27 protein-coding genes and 1 tRNA gene are annotated in these 19,676 nt (G+C 57.2%); 6 read left to right on the forward strand and 22 right to left on the reverse strand.

Annotated elements, in window-relative coordinates:
• The 3 genes from VMV64_RS03435 to VMV64_RS17350 all read right to left on the reverse strand — a co-directional run.
• A partial coding sequence (locus VMV64_RS03435; protein ID WP_325328555.1) for an NAD-dependent epimerase/dehydratase family protein occupies positions 1-272 on the reverse strand: 272 nt, incomplete at its 3' end.
• A 10-nt stretch (positions 273-282) separates the two neighbouring features.
• Positions 283-1,350 carry a uroporphyrinogen decarboxylase gene (gene hemE, locus VMV64_RS03440; RefSeq protein ID WP_325328556.1) on the reverse strand — a complete coding sequence of 356 codons (1,068 nt, stop codon included), beginning with the start codon at positions 1,348-1,350 and terminating at the stop codon, positions 283-285.
• Positions 1,351-1,410: 60 nt separating this feature from the next.
• A complete protein-coding gene (locus VMV64_RS17350; RefSeq protein ID WP_414718824.1) occupies positions 1,411-1,779 on the reverse strand; it encodes a GNAT family N-acetyltransferase in 369 nt (122 codons plus the stop codon).
• 200 nt (positions 1,780-1,979) lie between these two features.
• Here VMV64_RS17350 and VMV64_RS03450 point away from each other — a divergent pair, with 200 nt between their 5' ends.
• The gene (locus VMV64_RS03450; protein WP_325328558.1) at positions 1,980-2,090 is read left to right on the forward strand and encodes an STAS domain-containing protein; all 111 of its coding nucleotides are present in this window, start codon (positions 1,980-1,982) and stop codon (positions 2,088-2,090) included.
• The gene (locus tag VMV64_RS03455; protein ID WP_325328559.1) at positions 2,087-2,293 is read left to right on the forward strand and encodes a hypothetical protein; all 207 of its coding nucleotides are present in this window, start codon (positions 2,087-2,089) and stop codon (positions 2,291-2,293) included. The genes VMV64_RS03450 and VMV64_RS03455 overlap by 4 nt, the downstream gene beginning before the upstream one ends.
• Before the next feature lie 15 nt (positions 2,294-2,308).
• Here the strand turns inward: VMV64_RS03455 and VMV64_RS03460 are convergent, their stop codons facing one another.
• A complete protein-coding gene (locus VMV64_RS03460) occupies positions 2,309-2,509 on the reverse strand; it encodes a ribbon-helix-helix protein, CopG family (RefSeq protein WP_325328560.1) in 201 nt (66 codons plus the stop codon).
• Positions 2,510-2,672: 163 nt separating this feature from the next.
• On the opposite strand from VMV64_RS03460, the gene VMV64_RS03465 reads away from it, so the two are divergent.
• Both VMV64_RS03465 and VMV64_RS03470 read left to right on the forward strand, forming a co-directional pair.
• A complete protein-coding gene (locus tag VMV64_RS03465; protein WP_325328561.1) occupies positions 2,673-3,470 on the forward strand; it encodes a transferase in 798 nt (265 codons plus the stop codon).
• 154 nt (positions 3,471-3,624) lie between these two features.
• A complete protein-coding gene (locus VMV64_RS03470; RefSeq protein ID WP_325328562.1) occupies positions 3,625-3,966 on the forward strand; it encodes a zinc ribbon domain-containing protein YjdM in 342 nt (113 codons plus the stop codon).
• A gap of 233 nt (positions 3,967-4,199) precedes the next feature.
• Here VMV64_RS03470 and VMV64_RS03475 read toward each other — a convergent pair.
• Positions 4,200-4,292, reverse strand: a tRNA-Ser gene (locus VMV64_RS03475).
• Between the two features lie 208 nt (positions 4,293-4,500).
• Positions 4,501-5,727: an aspartate kinase gene (locus VMV64_RS03480; RefSeq protein ID WP_325328563.1), complete on the reverse strand. Its 1,227-nt coding sequence runs from the start codon at positions 5,725-5,727 to the stop codon at positions 4,501-4,503.
• Positions 5,728-5,980: 253 nt separating this feature from the next.
• On the opposite strand from VMV64_RS03480, the gene VMV64_RS03485 reads away from it, so the two are divergent.
• Entirely contained in the window at positions 5,981-6,277 is a 297-nt protein-coding gene (locus VMV64_RS03485) for a helix-turn-helix domain-containing protein (RefSeq protein ID WP_325328564.1), read from the forward strand.
• Between the two features lie 125 nt (positions 6,278-6,402).
• Here VMV64_RS03485 and VMV64_RS03490 read toward each other — a convergent pair whose 3' ends face one another.
• Positions 6,403-7,254, reverse strand: coding sequence for a radical SAM protein (locus VMV64_RS03490; RefSeq protein WP_325328565.1), 852 nt, complete (start codon positions 7,252-7,254; stop codon positions 6,403-6,405).
• Between the two features lie 234 nt (positions 7,255-7,488).
• Here VMV64_RS03490 and queD point away from each other — a divergent pair, with 234 nt between their 5' ends.
• A complete protein-coding gene (queD, locus tag VMV64_RS03495; RefSeq protein WP_325328566.1) occupies positions 7,489-7,938 on the forward strand; it encodes a 6-carboxytetrahydropterin synthase QueD in 450 nt (149 codons plus the stop codon).
• Between the two features lie 30 nt (positions 7,939-7,968).
• Here queD and VMV64_RS03500 read toward each other — a convergent pair whose 3' ends face one another.
• The 15 genes from VMV64_RS03500 to VMV64_RS03570 all read right to left on the reverse strand — a co-directional run.
• Entirely contained in the window at positions 7,969-8,295 is a 327-nt protein-coding gene (locus VMV64_RS03500; RefSeq protein ID WP_325328567.1) for a (2Fe-2S) ferredoxin domain-containing protein, read from the reverse strand.
• Between the two features lie 150 nt (positions 8,296-8,445).
• Complete coding sequence (locus tag VMV64_RS03505) at positions 8,446-8,736, reverse strand: ferredoxin family protein (RefSeq protein ID WP_325328568.1); 291 nt, start codon at positions 8,734-8,736, stop codon at positions 8,446-8,448.
• Positions 8,733-10,034: an FAD-dependent oxidoreductase gene (locus VMV64_RS03510; RefSeq protein WP_325328569.1), complete on the reverse strand. Its 1,302-nt coding sequence runs from the start codon at positions 10,032-10,034 to the stop codon at positions 8,733-8,735. Before VMV64_RS03510 ends, VMV64_RS03505 begins: the two co-directional genes overlap by 4 nt.
• Positions 10,035-10,129: 95 nt before the next feature.
• Complete coding sequence (locus VMV64_RS03515) at positions 10,130-11,209, reverse strand: electron transfer flavoprotein subunit alpha/FixB family protein (protein ID WP_325328570.1); 1,080 nt, start codon at positions 11,207-11,209, stop codon at positions 10,130-10,132.
• A gap of 159 nt (positions 11,210-11,368) precedes the next feature.
• Positions 11,369-12,211 carry an electron transfer flavoprotein subunit beta/FixA family protein gene (locus VMV64_RS03520; protein WP_325328571.1) on the reverse strand — a complete coding sequence of 281 codons (843 nt, stop codon included), beginning with the start codon at positions 12,209-12,211 and terminating at the stop codon, positions 11,369-11,371.
• 13 nt (positions 12,212-12,224) lie between these two features.
• Entirely contained in the window at positions 12,225-12,566 is a 342-nt protein-coding gene (nifW, locus tag VMV64_RS03525) for a nitrogenase-stabilizing/protective protein NifW (protein ID WP_325328572.1), read from the reverse strand.
• Between the two features lie 178 nt (positions 12,567-12,744).
• Complete coding sequence (gene nifV, locus VMV64_RS03530) at positions 12,745-13,881, reverse strand: homocitrate synthase (RefSeq protein WP_325328573.1); 1,137 nt, start codon at positions 13,879-13,881, stop codon at positions 12,745-12,747.
• 188 nt (positions 13,882-14,069) lie between these two features.
• The gene (locus VMV64_RS03535) at positions 14,070-14,618 is read right to left on the reverse strand and encodes a nitrogen fixation protein NifQ (protein ID WP_325328574.1); all 549 of its coding nucleotides are present in this window, start codon (positions 14,616-14,618) and stop codon (positions 14,070-14,072) included.
• A gap of 2 nt (positions 14,619-14,620) precedes the next feature.
• On the reverse strand, positions 14,621-14,926 hold the full coding sequence (fdxB, locus tag VMV64_RS03540) for a ferredoxin III, nif-specific (protein ID WP_325328575.1): 306 nt from the start codon (positions 14,924-14,926) through the stop codon (positions 14,621-14,623).
• A gap of 40 nt (positions 14,927-14,966) precedes the next feature.
• Complete coding sequence (locus VMV64_RS03545; protein WP_325328576.1) at positions 14,967-15,170, reverse strand: CCE_0567 family metalloprotein; 204 nt, start codon at positions 15,168-15,170, stop codon at positions 14,967-14,969.
• 48 nt (positions 15,171-15,218) lie between these two features.
• Positions 15,219-15,695: a NifX-associated nitrogen fixation protein gene (locus VMV64_RS03550; RefSeq protein WP_325328577.1), complete on the reverse strand. Its 477-nt coding sequence runs from the start codon at positions 15,693-15,695 to the stop codon at positions 15,219-15,221.
• Positions 15,688-16,104, reverse strand: coding sequence for a nitrogen fixation protein NifX (gene nifX, locus VMV64_RS03555; RefSeq protein WP_325328578.1), 417 nt, complete (start codon positions 16,102-16,104; stop codon positions 15,688-15,690). The genes VMV64_RS03550 and nifX overlap by 8 nt, the downstream gene beginning before the upstream one ends.
• A gap of 22 nt (positions 16,105-16,126) precedes the next feature.
• Complete coding sequence (gene nifN / locus VMV64_RS03560) at positions 16,127-17,488, reverse strand: nitrogenase iron-molybdenum cofactor biosynthesis protein NifN (RefSeq protein ID WP_325328579.1); 1,362 nt, start codon at positions 17,486-17,488, stop codon at positions 16,127-16,129.
• A gap of 81 nt (positions 17,489-17,569) precedes the next feature.
• Positions 17,570-18,958 (reverse strand): nitrogenase iron-molybdenum cofactor biosynthesis protein NifE, encoded by a 1,389-nt coding sequence (nifE, locus tag VMV64_RS03565; RefSeq protein WP_325328580.1) that lies wholly within the window; start codon positions 18,956-18,958, stop codon positions 17,570-17,572.
• Between the two features lie 616 nt (positions 18,959-19,574).
• Positions 19,575-19,676: transposase domain-containing protein (locus tag VMV64_RS03570; RefSeq protein ID WP_325328581.1), on the reverse strand; the 102-nt coding region annotated here is incomplete at its 5' end.

A 19,676-nucleotide genomic window follows, 5' to 3' on the forward strand; every position in this document is an offset into this window, starting at 1 on the left:
ACCTTGAGCGGTTCCTTGACGTAGGTCGCCGGGGTGGCGATGGCGACCAGCGGCAGGATGGCATCGCATTTCTTGACGTGGTACTCGATCCACTCCTTGTTGATGGTGATGTCGCCTTCGAAAAAGTTGAAGCGCGGGTTGTCCATCAGCTCGGTGACCCGCTCGCTGTACATGTCCATGCCGTAGACTTCCCAGTCGGTCGTGTCGAGGATGCGCTTGGAGAGGTGATGGCCGATGAAGCCGTTCACGCCCAGGATCAGGACTTTTTTCATTATTTTTCCTTTAGAGGCAATGATATTGCCGGCTCAATTCATGCACCGCCGCAACCATGGCGGCGGCATTTTCCGGCTGGGTGAACTGGGAAATGCCGTGACCCAGGTTGAAGACGTGGCCGCTGCCTTTGCCATAGCTGTGCAGGACTTTGCCGACTTCGGCACGAATGGTATCAGGGTTGCTGAACAGCACCGCCGGATCGAGGTTGCCTTGCAGCGCCACCTTGTCGCCGACGCGGCGACGTGCTTCGCCGATGTCCACCGTCCAGTCCAAGCCGATGGAGTCGCAACCGCTGGCGGCGATACTTTCCAGCCACAGCCCGCCGCCCTTGGTAAAGACGATACACGGTACTTTTGCGCCGTCATGTTCGCGTTTCAGGCCGTCAACGATCTGCTTCATGTAGGCCAGCGAGAACTCATGGTAAGCCGCGTGTGACAGCGCTCCGCCCCAGGAGTCGAAAATCATCACCGCCTGGGCGCCGGCTTCGATCTGCGCATTGAGATAGCTGGTCACGGCGCGGGCGTTGATGTCGAGGATGTGGTGCAGCAGCTCCGGGCGCTGGTAAAGCATGGTTTTGACCAAGGCAAAATCCGAGCTGCTGCCGCCTTCGACCATGTAGCAAGCCAGCGTGAACGGGCTGCCGGCAAAGCCGATCAGCGGTACTTCATTATTCAGCGCCTTGCGTATCTGGCTGACGGCATCCATGACGTAGCGCAGATGGGTGCCCGGGTCGGGTACAACCAGGTCGCGGATTTCTTTTTCATCGTGCAGTGGCCGCTTGAATTTCGGTCCTTCGCCGTTGCTGAAGTAAAGCCCCAGGCCCATCGCGTCTGGAATAGTGAGAATGTCGGAAAACAGGATAGCGGCGTCGAGCGGAAAGCGCGCCAGTGGCTGCAAGGTGGCTTCCGTGGCGAGATCGGGGTTTTTGCACAGGCTAAGAAAATCGCCGGCCCGGCTGCGGGTCTGGTTGTATTCCGGCAGATAGCGCCCGGCTTGCCGCATCATCCATACCGGGGTGTATTCTGTCGGCTGGCGCAGCAGGGCGCGCAGGAAGGTGTCGTTTTTGAGTTTGGTCATGGAAATCGCCCGGTTAATAAATAAACTCAAGCGGCCGATTTCGGCCGCTTCCTTTTTCGGCTACTGGGCTGCTCCAACAGTTAGCGAGAAGACGGTCAGATCGGTACGGTGTTCGGCGCCAATCGCCTGCCAGAAAGCCAGTCCAGCATCGTTACCCGTCTCGACGAATAAATGCGCTTTGGTAATGCCTATCCGATTCAACTCCTTGAGCACTGCCTGCACCAACCGGTGCCCTATCCCTTGCCGTCGATGCGTCTCTGCGACAGCCAGGTGGTACAGGTAAGCACGCCGACTATCGTGACCAACCAGAACTGCCCCAACCAGGCGATTCTCATCCCACGCGCCAAGGCATAGCCCCGAATTTCTGGCGATAAAGCGGTGAAAAAACGTCTCAGAAGCGTTTTCCTGTCGCAGGCGTAGCCATCGCACCCCTGCCAAAGCATCATCGCCGCTGCGTCATCCTCTGTCCTCAAGGGGTAAATTTCAATCCTGTTTTTCTGCTTGGGCATGTTGCATCACATTTTCATTGCATGTTAATGTGATTATAATACTATTTTTATTTGACGCACATCCATTAAGAAAACGATGATTGGATTACAGGAAGCTTATCTCAACGAGAAAGCGCTTGAATGCGTCGGGTGCCATTCATGGCCATTACCGGCTTGCAAACCCTGGAAGAGGCGATTCTTAATCTGGAAGCGCGCGGCATTCGCATCATTTTGTGCGAGACGAGCGAGTGAGGGAGAAGCTCGATAAGGCGGACATTCTTGCCGCTATCGAACCGGAAGATTATTTCGATGACTTTGCGGCAGCTATTGCCCGATGCGACGCACTGGTGGGTTCAAACTCGCAAATTGCCCATGAACGACAAGTGGTTTTAAGCGAGTATGCAGAGAGTTTTCTGAAGACCAGCGAGAGCTATTTGCGTAGGGACCCCAAATAGTAGTGAGGGGGATCCTTATTTTTTGGCGCCTTTCGATTCCGCAGCACCAATCCGGCTTTTAGTGGCGTAATCCATGCGGTGGAGTTCCAGATAGTCGCGGATCATCTGACGAACCACCTGCGAAGGGGTAATGTCTTGAGCCGCACATAGCTCCTCGAAGGCTTTTTTCTTTATGGGGTCGATTAGAAGGGTAAGGCGTGCGGTCTTAGTTTCCATGATTGCTTTTGGATGCTGGCAATGTTAATCAAATTAACATTATATACATCTTTGTGGCAGCACGCCTACTCTATAAACATCGCCATATACAGCGAGTCACCAGTGATTAGCACTTAGAACTTTTTGATTAAAATTGACGATAGCAAAAGGACGAAACGAACAGATGAGCGACTTGAGCGATTTTTGGTTCGAATATCAGGCTTCATTGCCGCAGATTCTAGCAGGCAAGCCTTTCCTGTATGAGGGGGACCACGAGATAACGCTGCACTTCGATTTCTCGGCGACACAAAGTCATATGCTCAAGACTGATCCCGACAAACTGATTCTGGGGTACACCCGCACCATGATGGGATTTTTGCTTTTCCAGCCGAAACCGGAGCGGATCGCGATGATCGGCCTGGGCGGAGGTTCCTTGGCGAAGTATTGCTTACGCCATGTCCCGGGTGCACACTTCACGGCGATAGAAATCAACCCTAAAGTAATCGCCCTTCGCGACAAGTTCGGCATTCCTCCGGACGGCCCCAATTTCGAGGTGGTTTGTGCCGACGGCGCCGTTTATGTCCGGAACCGTTCCGAGCCTGTCGATGTGCTGCTCATCGATGGCTTCGACCGGGATGGCCAACCCGGACAATTAGGCAGCGCGGAGTTCTACGACCATTGCTATACCAAACTCCGGGATGGCGGTGTATTGGTGGTCAATCTGTTAGAAAGCGACGACAAGTTCGGCACCTATACCGCGAGAATCCGAAAGAGCTTTGATGCTCAGGTCGTAGTCGTGGAGGCAGAAGAGTGTGGAAACAAGATTGCCTTCGCGTATAAGGGAAAGGATTTTCCGCCTTTGGCGACCACGATGAGTGAGCGTGTCCGGGATCTGGGCCCGACACACACTGTCGCTCTGCATGCCATTGCGCAGAAGGTGATTGGGCGACTCAAGCAACGCACATCGTCGATTCCCGTGTGATACTGTTTTTCTCATTGCGGCAACCAGGCTACCGACGACGATGCGAGTGTTTTCCGGTAAATTTCGTATTTCTGAATGCCTTTTCATGGCCAGCGGTCACAGAAACCGTCATGTATAATAGCGCCCTTTAAATTCATACGATTTGAAAGCGAATATGTCTACCATCCCTGCCTGCCCCCAATGCGCCATGGAGAACACTTACCCCGATGGCGAAAATTATGTTTGCGCCGACTGCGGATATGAGTGGCCGATGGTGGATGACGCACGCGTCGATGACACAGCGGCTGCAGTGGTGAAGGATGCCAATGGAAACGTGCTGGCCGATGGCGATGAAGTGGTCCTGATCAAGGATTTAAAGGTCAAGGGTTCATCCATTACGCTTAAGGTGGGCACCAAGGTCAAGAGCATCCGATTGGTCGGCGGAGATCACGAAGTGGATTGCAAGATGGACACGGGCAACTTCATGCTAAAGGCCTGCTTCCTGAGGAAGGCCTAACTGGTACGGGTGGTTGTTAGCGCACATTCGAGCGGCTGACCCGCCAGTATGAAGCCTTGTCGCGGAATCACTGACCAGGATGGCTGAACGGAAAGGGCGGAAGCAAAAAAACCAATTCCATCCGAAGGTTCTTTAGTGTCATGCCAGATCACTCAAGCGCATAGCCAGATGGTGGGCTGATTGGTGGGTACAAAAACAAAACGCCCCGCAAGGGGGCGTTGTGTTTTACTACTTGGCGGAGAGAGAGGGATTCGAACCCTCGGTAAGGCTATAAACCCTACGCTCCCTTAGCAGGGGAGTACCTTCGACCACTCGGCCATCTCTCCGAAGTGCGCAAGGATACCGACTTAGGCACGAAAGGTCAAACCGTTAGCAGCCTGTCGGACTTAAAGAATCGAAGCGAAAAATGAGCTGGTCGAAGGCAGATTTTCATGATTTTCAAGCCAATAGTTATTCATATTGGCGCAGGAAAGCGGGGAAATATGCACCGGCCAGATCATTTTGCAGCCGATTTCCTTTAAGTCCGACAGGCTGCTAGGCCCCCTGCTCCAGGCCGAACGCCTTGTGCAGCACGCGAACAGCCAGCTCCATGTATTTCTCGTCGATCACCACCGAAATCTTGATTTCGGAGGTGGAAATCATCTGGATATTGATCCCTTCTTCCGCCAGAGTCCTGAACATGTTGCTGGCGATCCCGGCATGGGATCGCATGCCGACACCGATCACGGAGACCTTGGCGATGTGGTCGTCACCGGAAATCTCGCGGGCGCCGATGTGGGATTGCACGCCTTTCAGAACCTCCAGCGCTTTTTTGTATTCGTTGCGGTGAACGGTAAAAGTGAAGTCAGTGGTGCCGTCCGCGCCGACGTTCTGGATGATCATGTCCACGTCGATATTGGCTTCGCCGACTGGCCCGAGGATCTGGTAGGCAATGCCGGGACGGTCCGGTACGCCGAGCACAGTGATTTTTGCCTCATCGCGGTTGAACGCGATACCCGAAATAATCGCTTGTTCCATTTTTTCGTTTTCCTCAAAGGTGATCAGAGTCCCTTCCCCTTCGTCATCGAAGCTGGAAAGCACGCGCAACTTGACCTTGTACTTGCCGGCAAATTCCACCGAGCGGGTTTGCAGCACTTTGGAGCCGAGGCTCGCCATCTCCAGCATTTCTTCAAAGGTGATGGCCTTGAGCCGGCGCGCTTCCGGAACGACGCGCGGGTCGGTGGTGTAGACGCCGTCCACGTCGGTGTAGATCTGACACTCGTCTGCCTTCAAGGCCGCTGCCAGCGCCACGCCGGTGGTGTCTGAACCGCCGCGACCGAGGGTGGTGATATTGCCCTTCTCGTCCACACCCTGAAAGCCCGCCACCACGATCACGTAGCCGGCATCAAGGTCGGCGCGCATGTTGTGTTCTTCGATGTCGAGTATGCGCGCCTTGGTGTGCGCGCTGTCTGTGACGATCTTGACCTGCGAACCGGTGTAACTCCTGGCTTTCAACCCTAGTTCCATCAGCGCCATGGACAACAGGGCAATCGTCACCTGCTCGCCGGTGGAAATCAGTACGTCCATTTCGCGCGGATCGGGGTTGGGCTGAACTTCCTTGGCCAAAGCAATCAGGCGGTTAGTCTCACCGCTCATGGCGGAAACAACGACTACGACCTGATGGCCAAGCATCTTGAATTTAGCTACGCGCTGGGCAACATTCTTGATTCTCTCGGGGTTGCCGACCGACGTGCCGCCATATTTCTGAACAATCAGTGCCATTGCACACCTGCAAAAAATTAATGATTTTAATTCAATTACGGGAAGATGACGAGTACACGACAAATTCCCGTCAAAGAAATTGATAAATATCAGGATCCCGACCTTTAAGGGAACTCCCCAGGAAACCCAATGTCATTATTATTGTGTATTCTTAAAAAAACCGTGATAAGATTACGCGCAGAACTAGTGGTTTCCCCTATCAAACGATAAGGGTTTTATGTAGACCATTTATTAATCACTTACACTAAATACCATGAAAACATTTGAAAATATTGCAAACCCGCGAGAAATCCGGCGGAAGCTTGGTCTTAACCAGCAGGAGTTCTGGACCCAAATCGGCGTAACCCAAAGTGGTGGCTCCCGCTATGAAAGCGGTCGCAACATGCCGAAACCGGTAAGAGAGTTGCTACGGCTCGTCCATGTGGAGCAACTTGACTTGACTCGGGTCAAAAAAGAAGACTTTGAAATCATTGGTCTCCTGAAGGAAGAGCATCCGGATTTGTATAAAAGCCTGAAAAAAGCGGTTCGCACCAAGAAAAAAGAAGCTTGAGCCAGTAGTCTAGGGGAAACGCTGATTAAATCCGTTCGCCCTGAGCCCGTCGAAGGCATTCACCATAATGTTATAAATGGCTTCGACATGCCCAGTTCGAACGGAGCGAATAAATCAGCGCTTTTCTAGCAGCTCAGCCTTACCGTAACACCCTGCGCCTCGATCTCAGCCGCGAAATTCAACATCCACTCTTGCGGCAATGCCGACAAGCGCGCCGCTTCGGGTTGCATCGACGGGCGCGCGAGGCCGTATAACATCACGCCCCGCAATGGCACTTCCTCTGCCTTCAGCCTCCCGATGAATTTCAGGTAAGCCTCCCGCTCAACATCTGCGGGAGGCCGTCCGTCCAGTTCAAAAACACAGGTTTGCAGCCAGGTTGGGCATAACAACGCAGCCGTCCGCAAATTATCATGCATCTTTTCCGCCGTCTGGCGGGTACGGTTAATCCTGCGCGTCCCATTCGCCGTGGCGCTGTCCAGCTTGAACCACACCTCTCCGCCCAGACTAGCCATTTTTCGCAAGCCCTCCCTGACCTTGGCGCGCTGAATCAGACTGCCGTTGGTGATCAACACCAGCTTGATCTTTCCGATCAGGTCGAATTCCGCCATGATTCTGCCGATCAAATCGACAACCTGGACGAACTCCTTGGCACTGGTCGGTTCGCCATTGCCGGACAGGGCGATATCGTTAAGCCGCCGCGCCTCGGCCGGCACCCGTCGCTGCATGAAATCGCCCTGCAGCAACTCGCGCAGAAAACCGCGCAACTCTCCTGCCAGCTTTTCCAGGTCGACCTCAGGTGCGCCGCCGCGCTTGAGGTCAGGCACTTGACAATAAATGCAGCGCCAGTTACAGGCATTGTTGGTATTGAGGTTGATCCCCACTGAAACGCCGCCGGCACGGCGCGAGATCACCGGATAGACATAAGTCATCCCCGCGCTGCCGCGGTCATGGTCGTAAATATTCAGGATTTCGGACATGAAGTGGAGTTTAACCTAAAAATGGAAATCCCTTTACCACAGAGGCACAGAGACACAGAGAAAACAATGGGTTGCAAACAAGTTTCCTGTTGCTGCCAAAGTTAAGTGTGAATGCAGCCTTTTCTCTTATTTTTCAACTCTGTGCCTCTGTGTCTCTGTGGTTATTTGCTTTTTCAGGTGTCAGCGCAATGCTATAATCAACCGGGAATTGACCACCACCCTTGGCCCTCCAATATGCTGATCACGCGCAGACTCGAATTCGACGCCGGCCACCGCATCCCGCACCATAAAAGCCAGTGCCGCCATCTGCACGGCCACCGCTATGCCCTCGAGATCAGCCTGTCCGGCAACATCGTCAATACGCCCGGCTCTTCGGAAGAAGGCATGGTCATGGACTTTACCGATGTCAAGACCATCGCCCAGAAGCATGTGGTGGAGCCGTGGGACCACGCCTTCCTGGTATATGCCGGCGACACCGTCGTTGCCGATTTCCTGGGATCGCTTGAAGGACACAAGACCGTTGTGCTCGACTGCGTGCCTACTGCGGAAAACCTTGCCGCCAAGGCGTTCCAACTCCTCGACCAGGCTTACAGCGACGTCTACGGCAACAATCTGCGCCTTGAACGGGTGCGGATTTACGAAACGCCGAACAATTGGGCGGATGCGGTAAGAGACCAGATCTAACCGGCTCAGGCTGGTATCTGTCTACGGGTCTTACCCCCAGATTTCCGGCGCCACGCAAAGCCGGGCCACCGGCACATCACCCAGCAGGTGCTCGTCGACAATCGCGGCGACATCGTCCTTCGTTACCTTGCCGTACATCACCCCCTCGGGGTAGACCAGCACGCTCGGGCCCGAACCGCACGGACCGATGCAGCCGGTCATGGTGAGGCGGAATTTCTCGCCCAAGTCGCGCTTCTGGAACTCGAACATGAATTCTTCCAGCACTTCGCCGCACCCGTTTTGATTGCACGATCCCTGTGGATGGCCGGGGCCGCGGTTCTGGGTGCAGATAAAGATGTGTTTCAAAGGTTTTGCCATGATTTTAGATTCCAGAAATTGACCACGAATGACACAAATTAAACACGAATGCACACGAATAAAATCGCCTAGTGTCGGATCGGCGAACAATGCCACGATCATTCGTGAACATTCGTGAACATTCGTGTCCATTCGTGGTGAAGCTTTTTTTCAACCGAACTTGAACAGAACCCCATAGCCGCCGCGCGGGTACTCCCAGTCCACGTTGCGGTAATCGTCGCAGATGATGCGGCAGGTGCCGCATTCCAGGCAGCCATCGGTGATCAGCACCACCTTGCCGTTGCCCTCCAGGGTGTAGCAGCCAGCCGGACAGCAAACGATGCACTGCTGGGTCTTGCACTCGTATTCGCAGATATCCGGCTTGAATATTTTTACGTGAGGCCGTTCGGCGTCCACCCGGTAGCGGTTCTGGAACAGTTTCTCTTCGACTTTGACGATCATCTGAAAGCCCTCCAAAGTTTGTAAGCATCACCCATCAACCCGAACAGCGAGCGCTTCTCGCGGAAGCTGGAAAATATCTCGCGTTCCTTGGTTTTCTTGTCGATGCCGTCCACATGCAGCATGGTGTGGGCGGAGCGGTTGACCAGTTCGGGATAGGTGGTAAAGAACTGGCGGTTGGAATGAAAAATCTCCGGCATTTCCTGGTATTTTTTCAGATCCTTCATGACGAAGCTGTCGTCAAGCCGGCTGCGATATATAGACAGGTTAGCCGCCGTCATCGCCTTACCTTCTTTCATCAGGTCGATCACGGTTTCCGCCGCGATCCGGCCGGTGGTCATCGCCAGGTTGGAGCCTTCGCGATGCACCGCGTTGACGAACATGCCGGAATCGCCGACGATCAGCCAGCCGTCGCCATAGATCCTGGGTATTGCCTTGTAGCCGCCTTCCGGGATCAGGTGGGCGGTGTATTCCTTCATCTCCCCGCCAGCCAGCAGCGGCTTGATCGAGGGATGGTTCTTCATCTTCTCGAGCAAGGCGTAGGGCGTGGTTTTCTGCTCCTTGAAATCCGACAGCATACAGCCCACGCCAATGGCGATGGACTCCTTGTTGGTATAGAGGAAGCCAGTGCCCATCATGCCCTGGGTGATCTTGCCGAACAGCTCGATCACCACGCCCTCTTCCTCGCCGATATTGAAGCGCTCCTGCAGGACTTCCTGCGGCATGAAGTGGATTTCCTTCACCGCCAGCGCCACGTTCTTCGGCTCCAGTTCGGGGTGGAATTCGGCTTTTTTGGCAAGCAGGGAATTTACCCCGTCCGCCAGGATCACCACGTCAGCGTAGATGCTGCCGCCCTCGCGATCCACCTGCACCCCCACCACCCGGTCGCTTTCGTCGCGCAACAGGTCGGTGACCGTGGTTTCGCAGATTACCAGCGCGCCCGCCTCCTGCACCTTGGCCGAAAACCACTTGTCGAACTGGGCGCGGATGATGGTGTAGCGGTTGAACGGCTCCTTGTTGAAGCCGTCGGAGCGGTAATGGGTGCCGATGAAGGAGTCATCGTCCATCACCCACATGCGCTGCTCGATGATGTGCCTCTCCAGCGGCGCATCGTCACGGAAATCGGGGATCATCTTCTCCAGCGCATCGGCGTAAAGAATCGCCCCCTGCACGTTCTTCGAGCCGGCATATTCGCCACGCTCCAGTTGCAACACCTTCATCCCGGCCTTGGCCAGGGTAAAGGCGGCAGCATTGCCGGAAGGCCCGGCGCCGACCACGATGGCATCGAATTTTTCACTCATAATATCCTCCTGATTCAACTAATTTTTTACCGCCGAGGCGCAGAGGCGCAGAGATAACAACCGCTTTTGTTCTTCTCTGCGCCTCGGCGGTTAATTCATCCTGCTTTCTTCATCATCGCCAGCTTCTGCCGGAACGCCTCGGTCAGCGCCGGCAAAATGGTCATGGCATTACCAACGATGCCATAGGTGGCAAAGTCGAAGATCGGCGCATTGGGGTCGTTGTTGATGGCGATGATGCAATCCGAGGCATCCATCCCGACCCGGTGCTGGATCGCGCCGGAGATGCCGGCGGCGATGTAGAGCTTGGGCCGCACGGTCTTGCCCGACTGGCCCACCTGCCGCTCCAGGTCGACCCATCCGGCCTGCACCACGGGGCGCGAGGCGCCCACTTCGGCGCCGAGCACTTGGGCGAGGTCCCAGATCAGCTGGAAATTCTCCGGCTTCTTCATGCCCCGCCCGCCAGCCACGATGATGTCGGCGAAGGCGAGCTGCGGCTTGTCCTGCATGGCATCGGGGATGTATTCCAGCACCTTGGTGATGATGCGGCTTTCCAGCATACCGAGCGGATGCTCGATCACCCGCCCGGTGCGGCTTGCGTCGCGCTCCGCCATGGACATCACCCGCGGGCGCACCGTGGCCATCTGCGGCCGGTAGTTGAGGGTAACGATGGTGCACAGCAGGCTGCCGCCGAAAGTGGGGCGGGTGGCTGCCAAGCTGCGGTTGTCCGGGTCGATGGTCAGGGCGGTGCAATCGGCGGTGAGGCCGGTCTGCAGGGTCGTCGCCACGCTGCCGGCGAGATCGCGGCCCTGGGTGGTGGCCCCGAGCAGCAGTATTTCCGGCTGGTAGGCGTTGACCAGGTCGGTCATCCCCTTGGTGAAGGGCTCGTTGCGGTAGTCCTTGAGGATCTCGTCCGCCATCAGGTAGCACAGGTCAGCACCGTGGTACATCGCCTCGTTGCAGAACCGGCGGGTCTGTTCGCCGGGCGCGCCCAGCACCACGCCGGCCAGTTCCACGCCGAGCATGTCGGCGAGCTTCCTGCCCTCGCCCATCAGTTCCCACGAAACCGGGTGAACCTGCCCCCGCTCGTGCTCGACGAACACCCACACGCCCTTGTAGCCGGCGAGCTTAGGATCCAACTCGAATTTGCGTTTTTTCTTGGCCGGTGCTTCACTCATGGCTTGGTCCTCTTAGTTAATTGCGATTCACCACGAATCACACGAATGTTCACGAATCAACACGAATGAAAACTCCGCCATCGGGCAGAGAGTCCTTGCCCGGTGAACGATAAAGAGGCATTTATTCGTGTCCATTCGTGTCATTCGTGGTTAAAGAATTCAGGCGCGCTTGGCGACTTCTTTTTCCACCGCCGGGAAGCGCGTGAACATCTTGGCCAGCACCGTCACGGCCATATCCTTGGGATCGCCGCTCTCCACCTCGATCATCTCGGCGCGCTCCGATTTCGGCGTCGGCGCGAACACCTTGCTAACCACGGTAGGCGAGCCCTTGAGGCCGATCCTGGCGATATCCTCGATACCGGCTGCGTCCTTGTCCCACAGCTTGAGCGGGTGGCGGGCGGCGCGGAACATGTTGGGCATGTTGGCAAAGCGCATCTGGTTGTTGCCCTCCAGCACCGTCACCAGGCACGGCAGACTGGTTTTCAGCAACTGCACGCCGCCTTCGGCACGCCGCTCCACCACGATTTCCCTGGCCTCCGGCTTGACCGCCACAATTTTGGAGACATAGGTCAGCAGCTGCATGTCCAGGCGTTTCGCCACGCCAGGCCCGACTTGGGCGGTGTCGCCGTCGATGGTCTGCTTGCCGGTGAACACCATGTCCACCGGCATGTTCTTCTGGATCTGGCGGATCGCCGAGGCCAGCGCGAAACTGGTCGCCAGGGTATCCGCCCCGGCGAAGGCGCGGTCGGTGATCAGGATCGCATCGTCGGCGCCGAACGACAGCGCCTTGCGCAATGCCGCCTCGGCTTGGGGCGGGCCCATGGTGATCACGGTGACCGTGCCGCCGTGCTTGTCCTTGAGGCACAGCGCCTCTTCCAGAGCGAACAGGTCATACGGATTGATGATCGCCGGTACGCCCTGGCGCATGATGGTGTTGGTCACCGGATGGACGCGAATCTGCGCGCTGTCCGGCACCTGTTTGATACAAACGACGATGTGCATGATCTTCTCCTTGTCAGGCGACTTTTTGCCGTTGCGGCAGAGCCGCACGAATGTTTTCCACCGACACGGTTTTCACTCCTTCGGCATCGCGGAACACCTTGAAAACTTTTTCCTTGATTGCGCTGGAGCCGACGAAATCCCGGTAGGCCAGATCCAGCAGCTTTCGGCAGGCATTGAGTGCCTCGTCCTCGCTGCTATCTGCCGCAAGCGGCGTCTGCCTGAGGTACTGGTGGAAGCGCTGCAGGATGTGCAGGCGGTTCACATGCACCACCGCAGGCTGGTACTCGATCGCGAAGAAATCCAGGAACTCCTCGGCGGTGGATAGTTTTTTCATGGCATGCATCAATATTTCCATGGCTTCAATCTCCTTTAGGGTCTGTTCATGAATAAGTTGAACATTCTGGCCGCACCGGCGGGCGCGCTGCTGCGTTGCCGGTCGCTTGCAGGGTATGGCCATGCGGCGCGCCCGGCGCCTTGCATCGCATCCCGCCAGCACGCCCATAATTGTCCAACTTATTCATGAACAGACCCTGTCAAACTTCAAGGCGCAGCGGATGCCGCACCGCGGTTTCCAGATAAAACCGCTTCAGGTCGTTCACGTCCGGCGCATGCTTGACCGATCCTGCGTACTGCCGGATGCGCGCCAGGATAGTGCCGGCTTGCAGCTCGTCGAGCAGAATTCCCATTTCGGCATAGGTCCGGATCACCGCGCTGCTGCCGGAATGCTTGCCCAGCACCAGTCGGTGGTCGCGTCCGACCTCTTCGGGGTCGAAGTTCTGGTAGTTGTCGCGGTTCTTGATCAGCCCATCCACGTGGATGCCTGATTCGTGTGTGAAAACCCCTTCCCCGACGATGCTCTTGTTGGCTGGAACCGGACGCCCCGAGGCCAAGGCCACCAGCCTCGATATCTCGGGAAAGCGCCGGCTGTCGATGCCGCTCTCGATACCATGCAGGTGGCGCAGCGCCATCACCGCCTCTTCCAGCGGCGCATTGCCGGCGCGTTCACCGAGGCCGTTGACCGTGGTATTGATATGTGTCGCGCCCGCCCTCACCGCCGCCAGGGTATTGGCGGTGGCCAGTCCAAGATCGTTGTGGGCATGCATTTCCACTTCCATGTCGACGGTGACCCGCAGGGTGCGCAGCACTTCATAGGTAGCGAACGGGTCCAGCACCCCCAGCGTGTCAGCAAAGCGGAAGCGGCGGGCGCCTGCGTACTCGGCCGTCTCCGCCGCCTTGAGCAGAAAATCGATATCGGCGCGGGAGGCGTCTTCGGCGCCGACGCTCACCTCCATCCCCAAATCCAGGGCGGCCGGCACAAAGCGGCGGATGGCCTGCAACACCCACTCGCGGTCGCGCTTCAGCTTGTGTCGAATCTGCAGATCGGACACCGGAATCGACAGGTTGACCATGTTCACATTGCACTCTGCCGCCGCGCGCAAGTCCTCGTCCTGCATCCGCCCCCATACCATCAAGCGCGAGCTCAGGCCCAGCCCGGCGATGGCGCGGATCGCCTCGCGCTCCTCCTCGCCCATGATCGGGATGCCAATTTCCAGCTCGACCACGCCAGCGGCGGACAGGGCACGGGCGATGGCGATCTTCTCCTCGGCGGAGAATGCCACCCCGGCGGTCTGCTCGCCGTCGCGCAAGGTCGTATCGTTAACGGTCACCATGATGTTCTCCGTTCAGGCCAGGAATGTTGTTGCATGAACAGTCTTGAGCAAGCACTGTGCCACCATCGTCAGCGCAACAATTTTTGTTTGTTTTTCAAAGCACTAAGAATATTCATCGGAAAAACTGGGGGGGTGGAAAGCCGACAAAAAGCTGCTTTGTCGGATTTGCGACAAGGGATCGCCAAATCTTATTCTTCGGAACCGAAACACTTGGCATAGTCGTCGCATACCCGGCAGCTCGGCGCACGGCAGGCGTTGACGCCAGCGCGTTCGCACAACTGCTTGTAGAAGAATTTCTTCCACTTCATGTTGCCGGTGTTGCGGGCGTAAAGAGAAGGAAAGCGGGTTTTCAGCAGGTCGGAGAGCTCCTGGCGGTTAGCCAGCCCCAAGTCCTGCCACAGGTGGTTGCCGCCCAGGCATGCCGCCGCGACCGCGCTGGCGAGCCAGGCAGTCTCGTCGCTGCCATCGCTGCTGTGATCGAGCAGGAGTTGCAGCAGATCGTCGTATTCGTCGGCGCGCAGAGCCAGGCAGCCGGCCTCCATCGCCAGCTCCGGCAAGTCGTTGGCCGCCGGGAAGTAGCGCGCCAGCAGCGCCTGGAAGGCCACTGCGTCGAGGCCCAGCGGACGCGCCTGGGGCAATGCGCCCCGCGACGTTTCCAGCGCCCCGGCGAAGGCGCGGGTCGCCGGATCGGCGGGGTCTTGCGCAACCTGCATCAGCTTGGCTTGAAGCGCACCCATGATCAAACCGCCAGCGCTTCGTGGCTGTAGCACTTCTTCGGGCAAATCTTGGCGCAGGCCTCGCAGCCGATGCAGTTCTTTTCGTTGGCGACGGTCATCACTTTCTTCTCGTACTCATCGTCGTCATCCTCGTCCGCATCCACCGCAATCAGCTCACCTTCGTCGTCCATGCCCATCAACTGCAGCACGTCGCGCCCGCAGACCTTGAAGCAGCGGCCGCAACCGATGCATTTTTCCCGGTTGATGTCCTTGACGAACTTGGGTATCCAGGCACGCCCATCGGGCATTACTACCGTCGCAAAAGCCATTTCACGCTCCTTTCATACGATCTTTCAAGGACTTTAGCCCTTAGACTGTCGGGGTCCCTTTGAGGGACAATCTTGCGCGGGCATCCGCCAGCGCTTTGTAAGCCCCATAAGTCCGGGCCGCCAGTTCGAGAATATTTTCCCAGTTGACCGGCAGCTCTTCGGACAGATCGTGCAGGTCCATCTTGAGCTGGGTCGCCTGGGCGTTCAGTTTCTTGACCTGCGCTTTCAATTCTTCTTCGCTCATCGCGTATTCCTTCAAAATCTTGTTAACCGCAGAGGGCGCGGTTACAAATCAACAAAAATTCGCCACGTCCGGGAACTTGCGGATCATCTCCACCCCAGCGTTCACCAGCTTATCCCCCTCTTCCGCCAGTTTTTCCATGGTGAGGAAGCCGAAACGGTGCACATCGCGCAGCTGCTTGTTGACCACGATCAGGCGGCCGGCGATCAGGACGATGCGGCCGAAACCCTCGTGGTGCATCTTCATCATCGGGGTGACCATGTTGCCGGTCTGGCGCTCGATGGCGAGGCCCACGGCGCTGTAGAACAGTTCCAGCCGCCACAGCATTTCCGGATCGGGGTCGCCGATGATGGGAATTTCCTTGCGCTTTTCCTTGTCGACGACATAGGGTTCCAGCAGTTGCGCATTGCTCTTGCCTTCCCACGCGCCGTAGGAATCCTGCGCCCGCCACAACTTGACGAGTTCATTTAAAAAAACCGAGCTTCCCAGTTCGGAACCGGGTGTTGAAAGCAAAGCGGCTTCAGGCATGGTCTACCTCCTCTTCTTCATCGAAATCAAAAGTCTTTTCCTTGCCCTTTTCGAGCGCCTTGCGCAGCCAGGGCGGCGGCGTTCCTTTCAATACCTGCTGAAGTCTGTCGAGCAGGCCGGCAATTTCGGTGTCTTCCGGCACCTTCAACGGATGGATTTTTGCAGCCACCACCCGCGCCGCCGCCGAACCGCCAATAGCCGAAACGTAGACGATGGCGCAATCGCGGATGGCATCGATCTTCGCCACCAGCTTGTCTTCGTTGCCGTCTTCCTTGAGGTCGCCGTCGAACTGGATGACCTCAACGAAGCGGTGACCATCAGGGGAAATTTCGTAAATTGCGACGTTCTTCGCCCAACCGAAGTGGGCATCCACGCGCTTCATGTCCTGAGTCGTAAAGGCGACTTTCATACTGTTCGCTCCTCGTTCGTGGTTAGTAACAAGTTTCAGCTTGCGGCGCGGTTTCATGGGACTCTCCCGGTAACGGCCACGAATCGGCATGATGTTCGGGCAAATTCTCGATGAACAGGTTGCCCACCTCGAAAACCAGGTCGCGCGTGCCGCGGTAGCCAACAGAAAGCTGGTGAGCGGCGCCCAGCCGGTCGAAAAGAGGCAGTCCCATTTTGATAAATGGAATACCGAGCCGTTGCGCCGCCTGCCTGCCATGGGAATGGGTGATCAACAGGTCGCAGCCTGCGGCGCGGCTTTCCAGGTCTTCCAGGTCGCCGATGACGACCTCCTCTGCCGGCATCTTCTCCAACAGCGTGGAGTGGGTGGTAGTGACCGCAGCGGCAATCTCGCAGCCCATCTCCCCCAGCCACGCACCCATCTGCCAAAGCAGATCGGGCTCGGCGCCGATGGCGACCTTCTTGCCGCCGAAGAAGAAATGTCCGTCCAGCATGGCATCCACCAGTTGGCCACGCTGGCGGCGGTACTTGGTCGAAACCGGCGTGCCGGATAGTTCCGACAGGTAATCCAGAAATTCATCGTTCGCTGCCAGCCCGGTAAGCCGGTCGAACAGCCGGTAAGGCACGCCTGTCCTGGCCTCAAGCGCTTGGGCGGCAGGCCGCATCTGCTCGCCGATGGCGATGGTCACCGCCGAGCCGCCCATCTGTTTGATCTGAGCCACCTTCGCCCCGCCCAGCGTGGTGGGCAGGAAGGTCTCGGGGATGTGGCCGTCGAGCGAACCGGACAGATCCGGCGCAATGATCGGGTAAAGCCCGAAGGACTCGACGATCTCGCGCACCTCCTCGATATCCGCCACGGTCAGGTGGCTGCCAGGCAGGATATTGACCTGCCAGACGGTCTTCGGAACTGGCTCGCACAGCGTCTCCACGAGAGCGGTGACCGCCTTGCTCCAGCCGTCCTGGAAGGCGCCCAGGTAGTCCGGCGTCGGCACGTACACCAGGGCGGTCTCGGCCAGTTCAGGGTGCTTCTGGCGGATCAGCTTGAGAAATCCGTGCACGTCGTCGCCCTTGGTTTCGGTCAGCCCGGTCGAGCAGATGCCGATGATGTCGGGCTTGGCGCGGTTGTAGATGTTCAGGATCGCCTGCTCGATGTTTTCCATGCCGCCGAGGATGGTGGTGACCTCGTTCATGGCGGTGGTCTGGAGCGGAATCGTCTCGCGGAAGTGGCGCACGAACAGCACCAGACCGAAGGCGGTGCAGCCCTGCGAGCCGTGCATCAGCGGCATGCACTTGTCCAGGCCGAGAAAGGCCAGCGCCGCACCGATCGGCTGGCTCATCTTGAGCGGATTGACCGCACAGGCTTTTTTGGATGTAACTATGGTCGCCATTTCAATCACCTTTTTTGAACCGCAGAGGCGCAGAGACGCTGAGTTTTTTAGCCTTTCCTCTGCGCCTCAGCGCCTCTGCGGTTAGTCTTCCATTTCCCACGGCGCCGGTTGCCGCACCTGCGCCCAGATCGGGTTGTAAATTGCCCGGTCGATCTGCTTTACCAGTTCCACCATGCCTTCATAGCCGGCATAGGCGTGGTGGCGCTCCTGGTTGATGTCGAGCCAGGGCGTCTTGGCCTTCAGCGCAACAAACTGCGAACGCCCGCCGGAAAGCATGATGTCGGCACCAGACTCTTTCAGCATGCGGTACATCTCGCGCGGCGGCAGGTCGTCGAACATGTGGGCATCGCCGCCCATGATTTCCTTGATGCGCGCCTTGTCCTCCGAGGTAGATTTCTTGGTGCTGGTGCCGACGATTTCCATGCCCACTTCGCTTAGCGCAGAAACCACCGACCACGACTTCACCCCGCCGGTAAGCAGCAATACGCGCTTGCCCTTCAGCCTCGCCTTATAGTGCTCAAGGCGTGACCAGGCACGGGCTTCCTCCCGCTCGATCAGGGTCGCGGTGCGCGCCAGCAAGTCTTCCTGCGCGCCGCGCTGCACCAAGAGCCTGGCGATGGTGCGCAAGCTCTGGCTGGTATCGGTAACGCCGTAGAAGGAACCCTCGAACCAGGGAATGCCGTAGCGTTCTTCCATCTTGCGGGCCAGATTGATCAGCGCCTGCGAGCACACCATCATCGCCGCCCTGGCCCGATGGGCGCAGGCGACTTCACGATAACGGGCATCGCCGGAGATATTGGCGAGTACCCGGATGCCGAGCGCATCCAGCAATGGCTGCACCTGCCACAACTCGCCAGACAGATTGTATTCGCCGTAGATATTGATGTCGTAGTGCGTCGTAACCGCCGGTTCCTCGGTGCCGATCACATAATCGAGCAGCGCCTCGCCCGCCAGCTTGTTGCCCAGGTTCTTGCTGCCGGCGAAGCCCGGCGCATTCACCGGAATGACCGGCTTGCCGAACTTTTCCGCCGCACGCTTGCATACCGTCTCGATGTCGTCGCCGATCAGGGCGGTAACACAGGTCTGATAGACGAACACCGCAGGGGGATCATACTTTTCGATAATCTCGCGGATCGCCCTGAACAACCGCTTTTCACCGCCGTAGATCACATCCAGCTCACCGATATCGGTGGTAAAGCCGGTGCGATAAAGCTTCGACCCGCTCGAAGCCGCATGGCGGTTGTCCCAGGAGTTTCCCTCGCAGGCAATCGGCCCGTGCACCAGATGGGCCACATCGACGATCGGCTGCAGCGCGATCTTCGCCCCGTCGAAAGCGCAACCGCCCGCCGCCGCACCGGGCGTAAGCGGCTTGCTGCAGCCCTTCTTGCGCTCCTTGTCGGACTTGCCTTGATTAGTCGGGCAGGCCGGCTCATTGAACACCATCTCGACTTTTCTGGTTAATGCGCTCATTGCGATAATCCTGACAAAAGTTCTATTTGGCTTATGGCAATGCAAGTCCCATGCCATTCCCGAATATCACATGTAACATCTTGTATGCACATCGATTATTAGATGTGCGACAAACTTGTGTCGGATTTTCAATGTCGGAATGTCGAATTTGCGACCAAGATGCAATCGTCACAAACGAGGAGTGGGCTGGATTGTTTCAGAGAGAAGTAAAAGCTAACTAAACCAAATCGCAACCTGGCTGATTTGGCCTTGCTCCTGGCGTTCAATCCGGAGAAAAACAACTCCGCCACCAGCAACTGTGTAGCAAGAACTCGGGATGGGAGCTGGAATTCCAGGAACAGACCGTCACGGGTATCGCCCTGAGTGACCGGTTGAACTGGCAGGGCAAAGCGGACGCACAAACTTGCGGCTCAAGGGTATCAAGTAAACTGGGGGCGATTCACAGTAGAGACGTATAGGGGAATGACTAGCCTTACATACTGTCTAATTTTAGCTTAGGCATCTGTGGTTACGGCAATTTTTCCTTCCTTCATTGGCGCACCCCATAGTCTGATAGCTTCATTTAAACTAATCTGAAAGTAAGCGGCCAGCCGTCCCACTCCACCGGCGGCGGGATTTACGGTAATGCTGCCTTCAGTGGCAACAACTCATCAATACGGCTATTGGGCCAGGCAGGCAATTTCTCCAGGGTGTCCTTCAGCCAGGCATGAGGATCCAA

Origin of the sequence: Sulfuricella sp. (assembly GCF_035531155.1) — a bacterium.
In the GTDB taxonomy this organism is placed as follows: Bacteria; Pseudomonadota; Gammaproteobacteria; order Burkholderiales; family Sulfuricellaceae; genus Sulfuricella.

What these genes read in the sequence shown, in the direction of transcription:
- nifW (WP_325328572.1), bottom strand. Translation starts at nt 12,566, where the DNA reads ATGGAAATATTGATGCATGCCATGAAAAAACTATCCACCGCCGAGGAG.
- queD (WP_325328566.1), top strand. Translation starts at nt 7,489, where the DNA reads ATGCTGATCACGCGCAGACTCGAATTCGACGCCGGCCACCGCATCCCG.
- VMV64_RS03510 (WP_325328569.1), bottom strand. Translation starts at nt 10,034, where the DNA reads ATGAGTGAAAAATTCGATGCCATCGTGGTCGGCGCCGGGCCTTCCGGC.
- VMV64_RS03535 (WP_325328574.1), bottom strand. Translation starts at nt 14,618, where the DNA reads ATGGGTGCGCTTCAAGCCAAGCTGATGCAGGTTGCGCAAGACCCCGCC.
- VMV64_RS03470 (WP_325328562.1), top strand. Translation starts at nt 3,625, where the DNA reads ATGTCTACCATCCCTGCCTGCCCCCAATGCGCCATGGAGAACACTTAC.
- VMV64_RS03515 (WP_325328570.1), bottom strand. Translation starts at nt 11,209, where the DNA reads ATGAGTGAAGCACCGGCCAAGAAAAAACGCAAATTCGAGTTGGATCCT.
- VMV64_RS03550 (WP_325328577.1), bottom strand. Translation starts at nt 15,695, where the DNA reads ATGCCTGAAGCCGCTTTGCTTTCAACACCCGGTTCCGAACTGGGAAGC.
- VMV64_RS03480 (WP_325328563.1), bottom strand. Translation starts at nt 5,727, where the DNA reads ATGGCACTGATTGTTCAGAAATATGGCGGCACGTCGGTCGGCAACCCC.
- VMV64_RS03465 (WP_325328561.1), top strand. Translation starts at nt 2,673, where the DNA reads ATGAGCGACTTGAGCGATTTTTGGTTCGAATATCAGGCTTCATTGCCG.
- nifX (WP_325328578.1), bottom strand. Translation starts at nt 16,104, where the DNA reads ATGAAAGTCGCCTTTACGACTCAGGACATGAAGCGCGTGGATGCCCAC.
- VMV64_RS03505 (WP_325328568.1), bottom strand. Translation starts at nt 8,736, where the DNA reads ATGATCGTCAAAGTCGAAGAGAAACTGTTCCAGAACCGCTACCGGGTG.
- VMV64_RS03545 (WP_325328576.1), bottom strand. Translation starts at nt 15,170, where the DNA reads ATGAGCGAAGAAGAATTGAAAGCGCAGGTCAAGAAACTGAACGCCCAG.
- nifE (WP_325328580.1), bottom strand. Translation starts at nt 18,958, where the DNA reads ATGAGCGCATTAACCAGAAAAGTCGAGATGGTGTTCAATGAGCCGGCC.
- VMV64_RS03450 (WP_325328558.1), top strand. Translation starts at nt 1,980, where the DNA reads ATGCGTCGGGTGCCATTCATGGCCATTACCGGCTTGCAAACCCTGGAA.
- nifN (WP_325328579.1), bottom strand. Translation starts at nt 17,488, where the DNA reads ATGGCGACCATAGTTACATCCAAAAAAGCCTGTGCGGTCAATCCGCTC.
- fdxB (WP_325328575.1), bottom strand. Translation starts at nt 14,926, where the DNA reads ATGGCTTTTGCGACGGTAGTAATGCCCGATGGGCGTGCCTGGATACCC.
- hemE (WP_325328556.1), bottom strand. Translation starts at nt 1,350, where the DNA reads ATGACCAAACTCAAAAACGACACCTTCCTGCGCGCCCTGCTGCGCCAG.
- VMV64_RS03520 (WP_325328571.1), bottom strand. Translation starts at nt 12,211, where the DNA reads ATGCACATCGTCGTTTGTATCAAACAGGTGCCGGACAGCGCGCAGATT.
- VMV64_RS03490 (WP_325328565.1), bottom strand. Translation starts at nt 7,254, where the DNA reads ATGTCCGAAATCCTGAATATTTACGACCATGACCGCGGCAGCGCGGGG.
- VMV64_RS03485 (WP_325328564.1), top strand. Translation starts at nt 5,981, where the DNA reads ATGAAAACATTTGAAAATATTGCAAACCCGCGAGAAATCCGGCGGAAG.
- nifV (WP_325328573.1), bottom strand. Translation starts at nt 13,881, where the DNA reads ATGGTGACCGTTAACGATACGACCTTGCGCGACGGCGAGCAGACCGCC.
- VMV64_RS03460 (WP_325328560.1), bottom strand. Translation starts at nt 2,509, where the DNA reads ATGGAAACTAAGACCGCACGCCTTACCCTTCTAATCGACCCCATAAAG.
- VMV64_RS03500 (WP_325328567.1), bottom strand. Translation starts at nt 8,295, where the DNA reads ATGGCAAAACCTTTGAAACACATCTTTATCTGCACCCAGAACCGCGGC.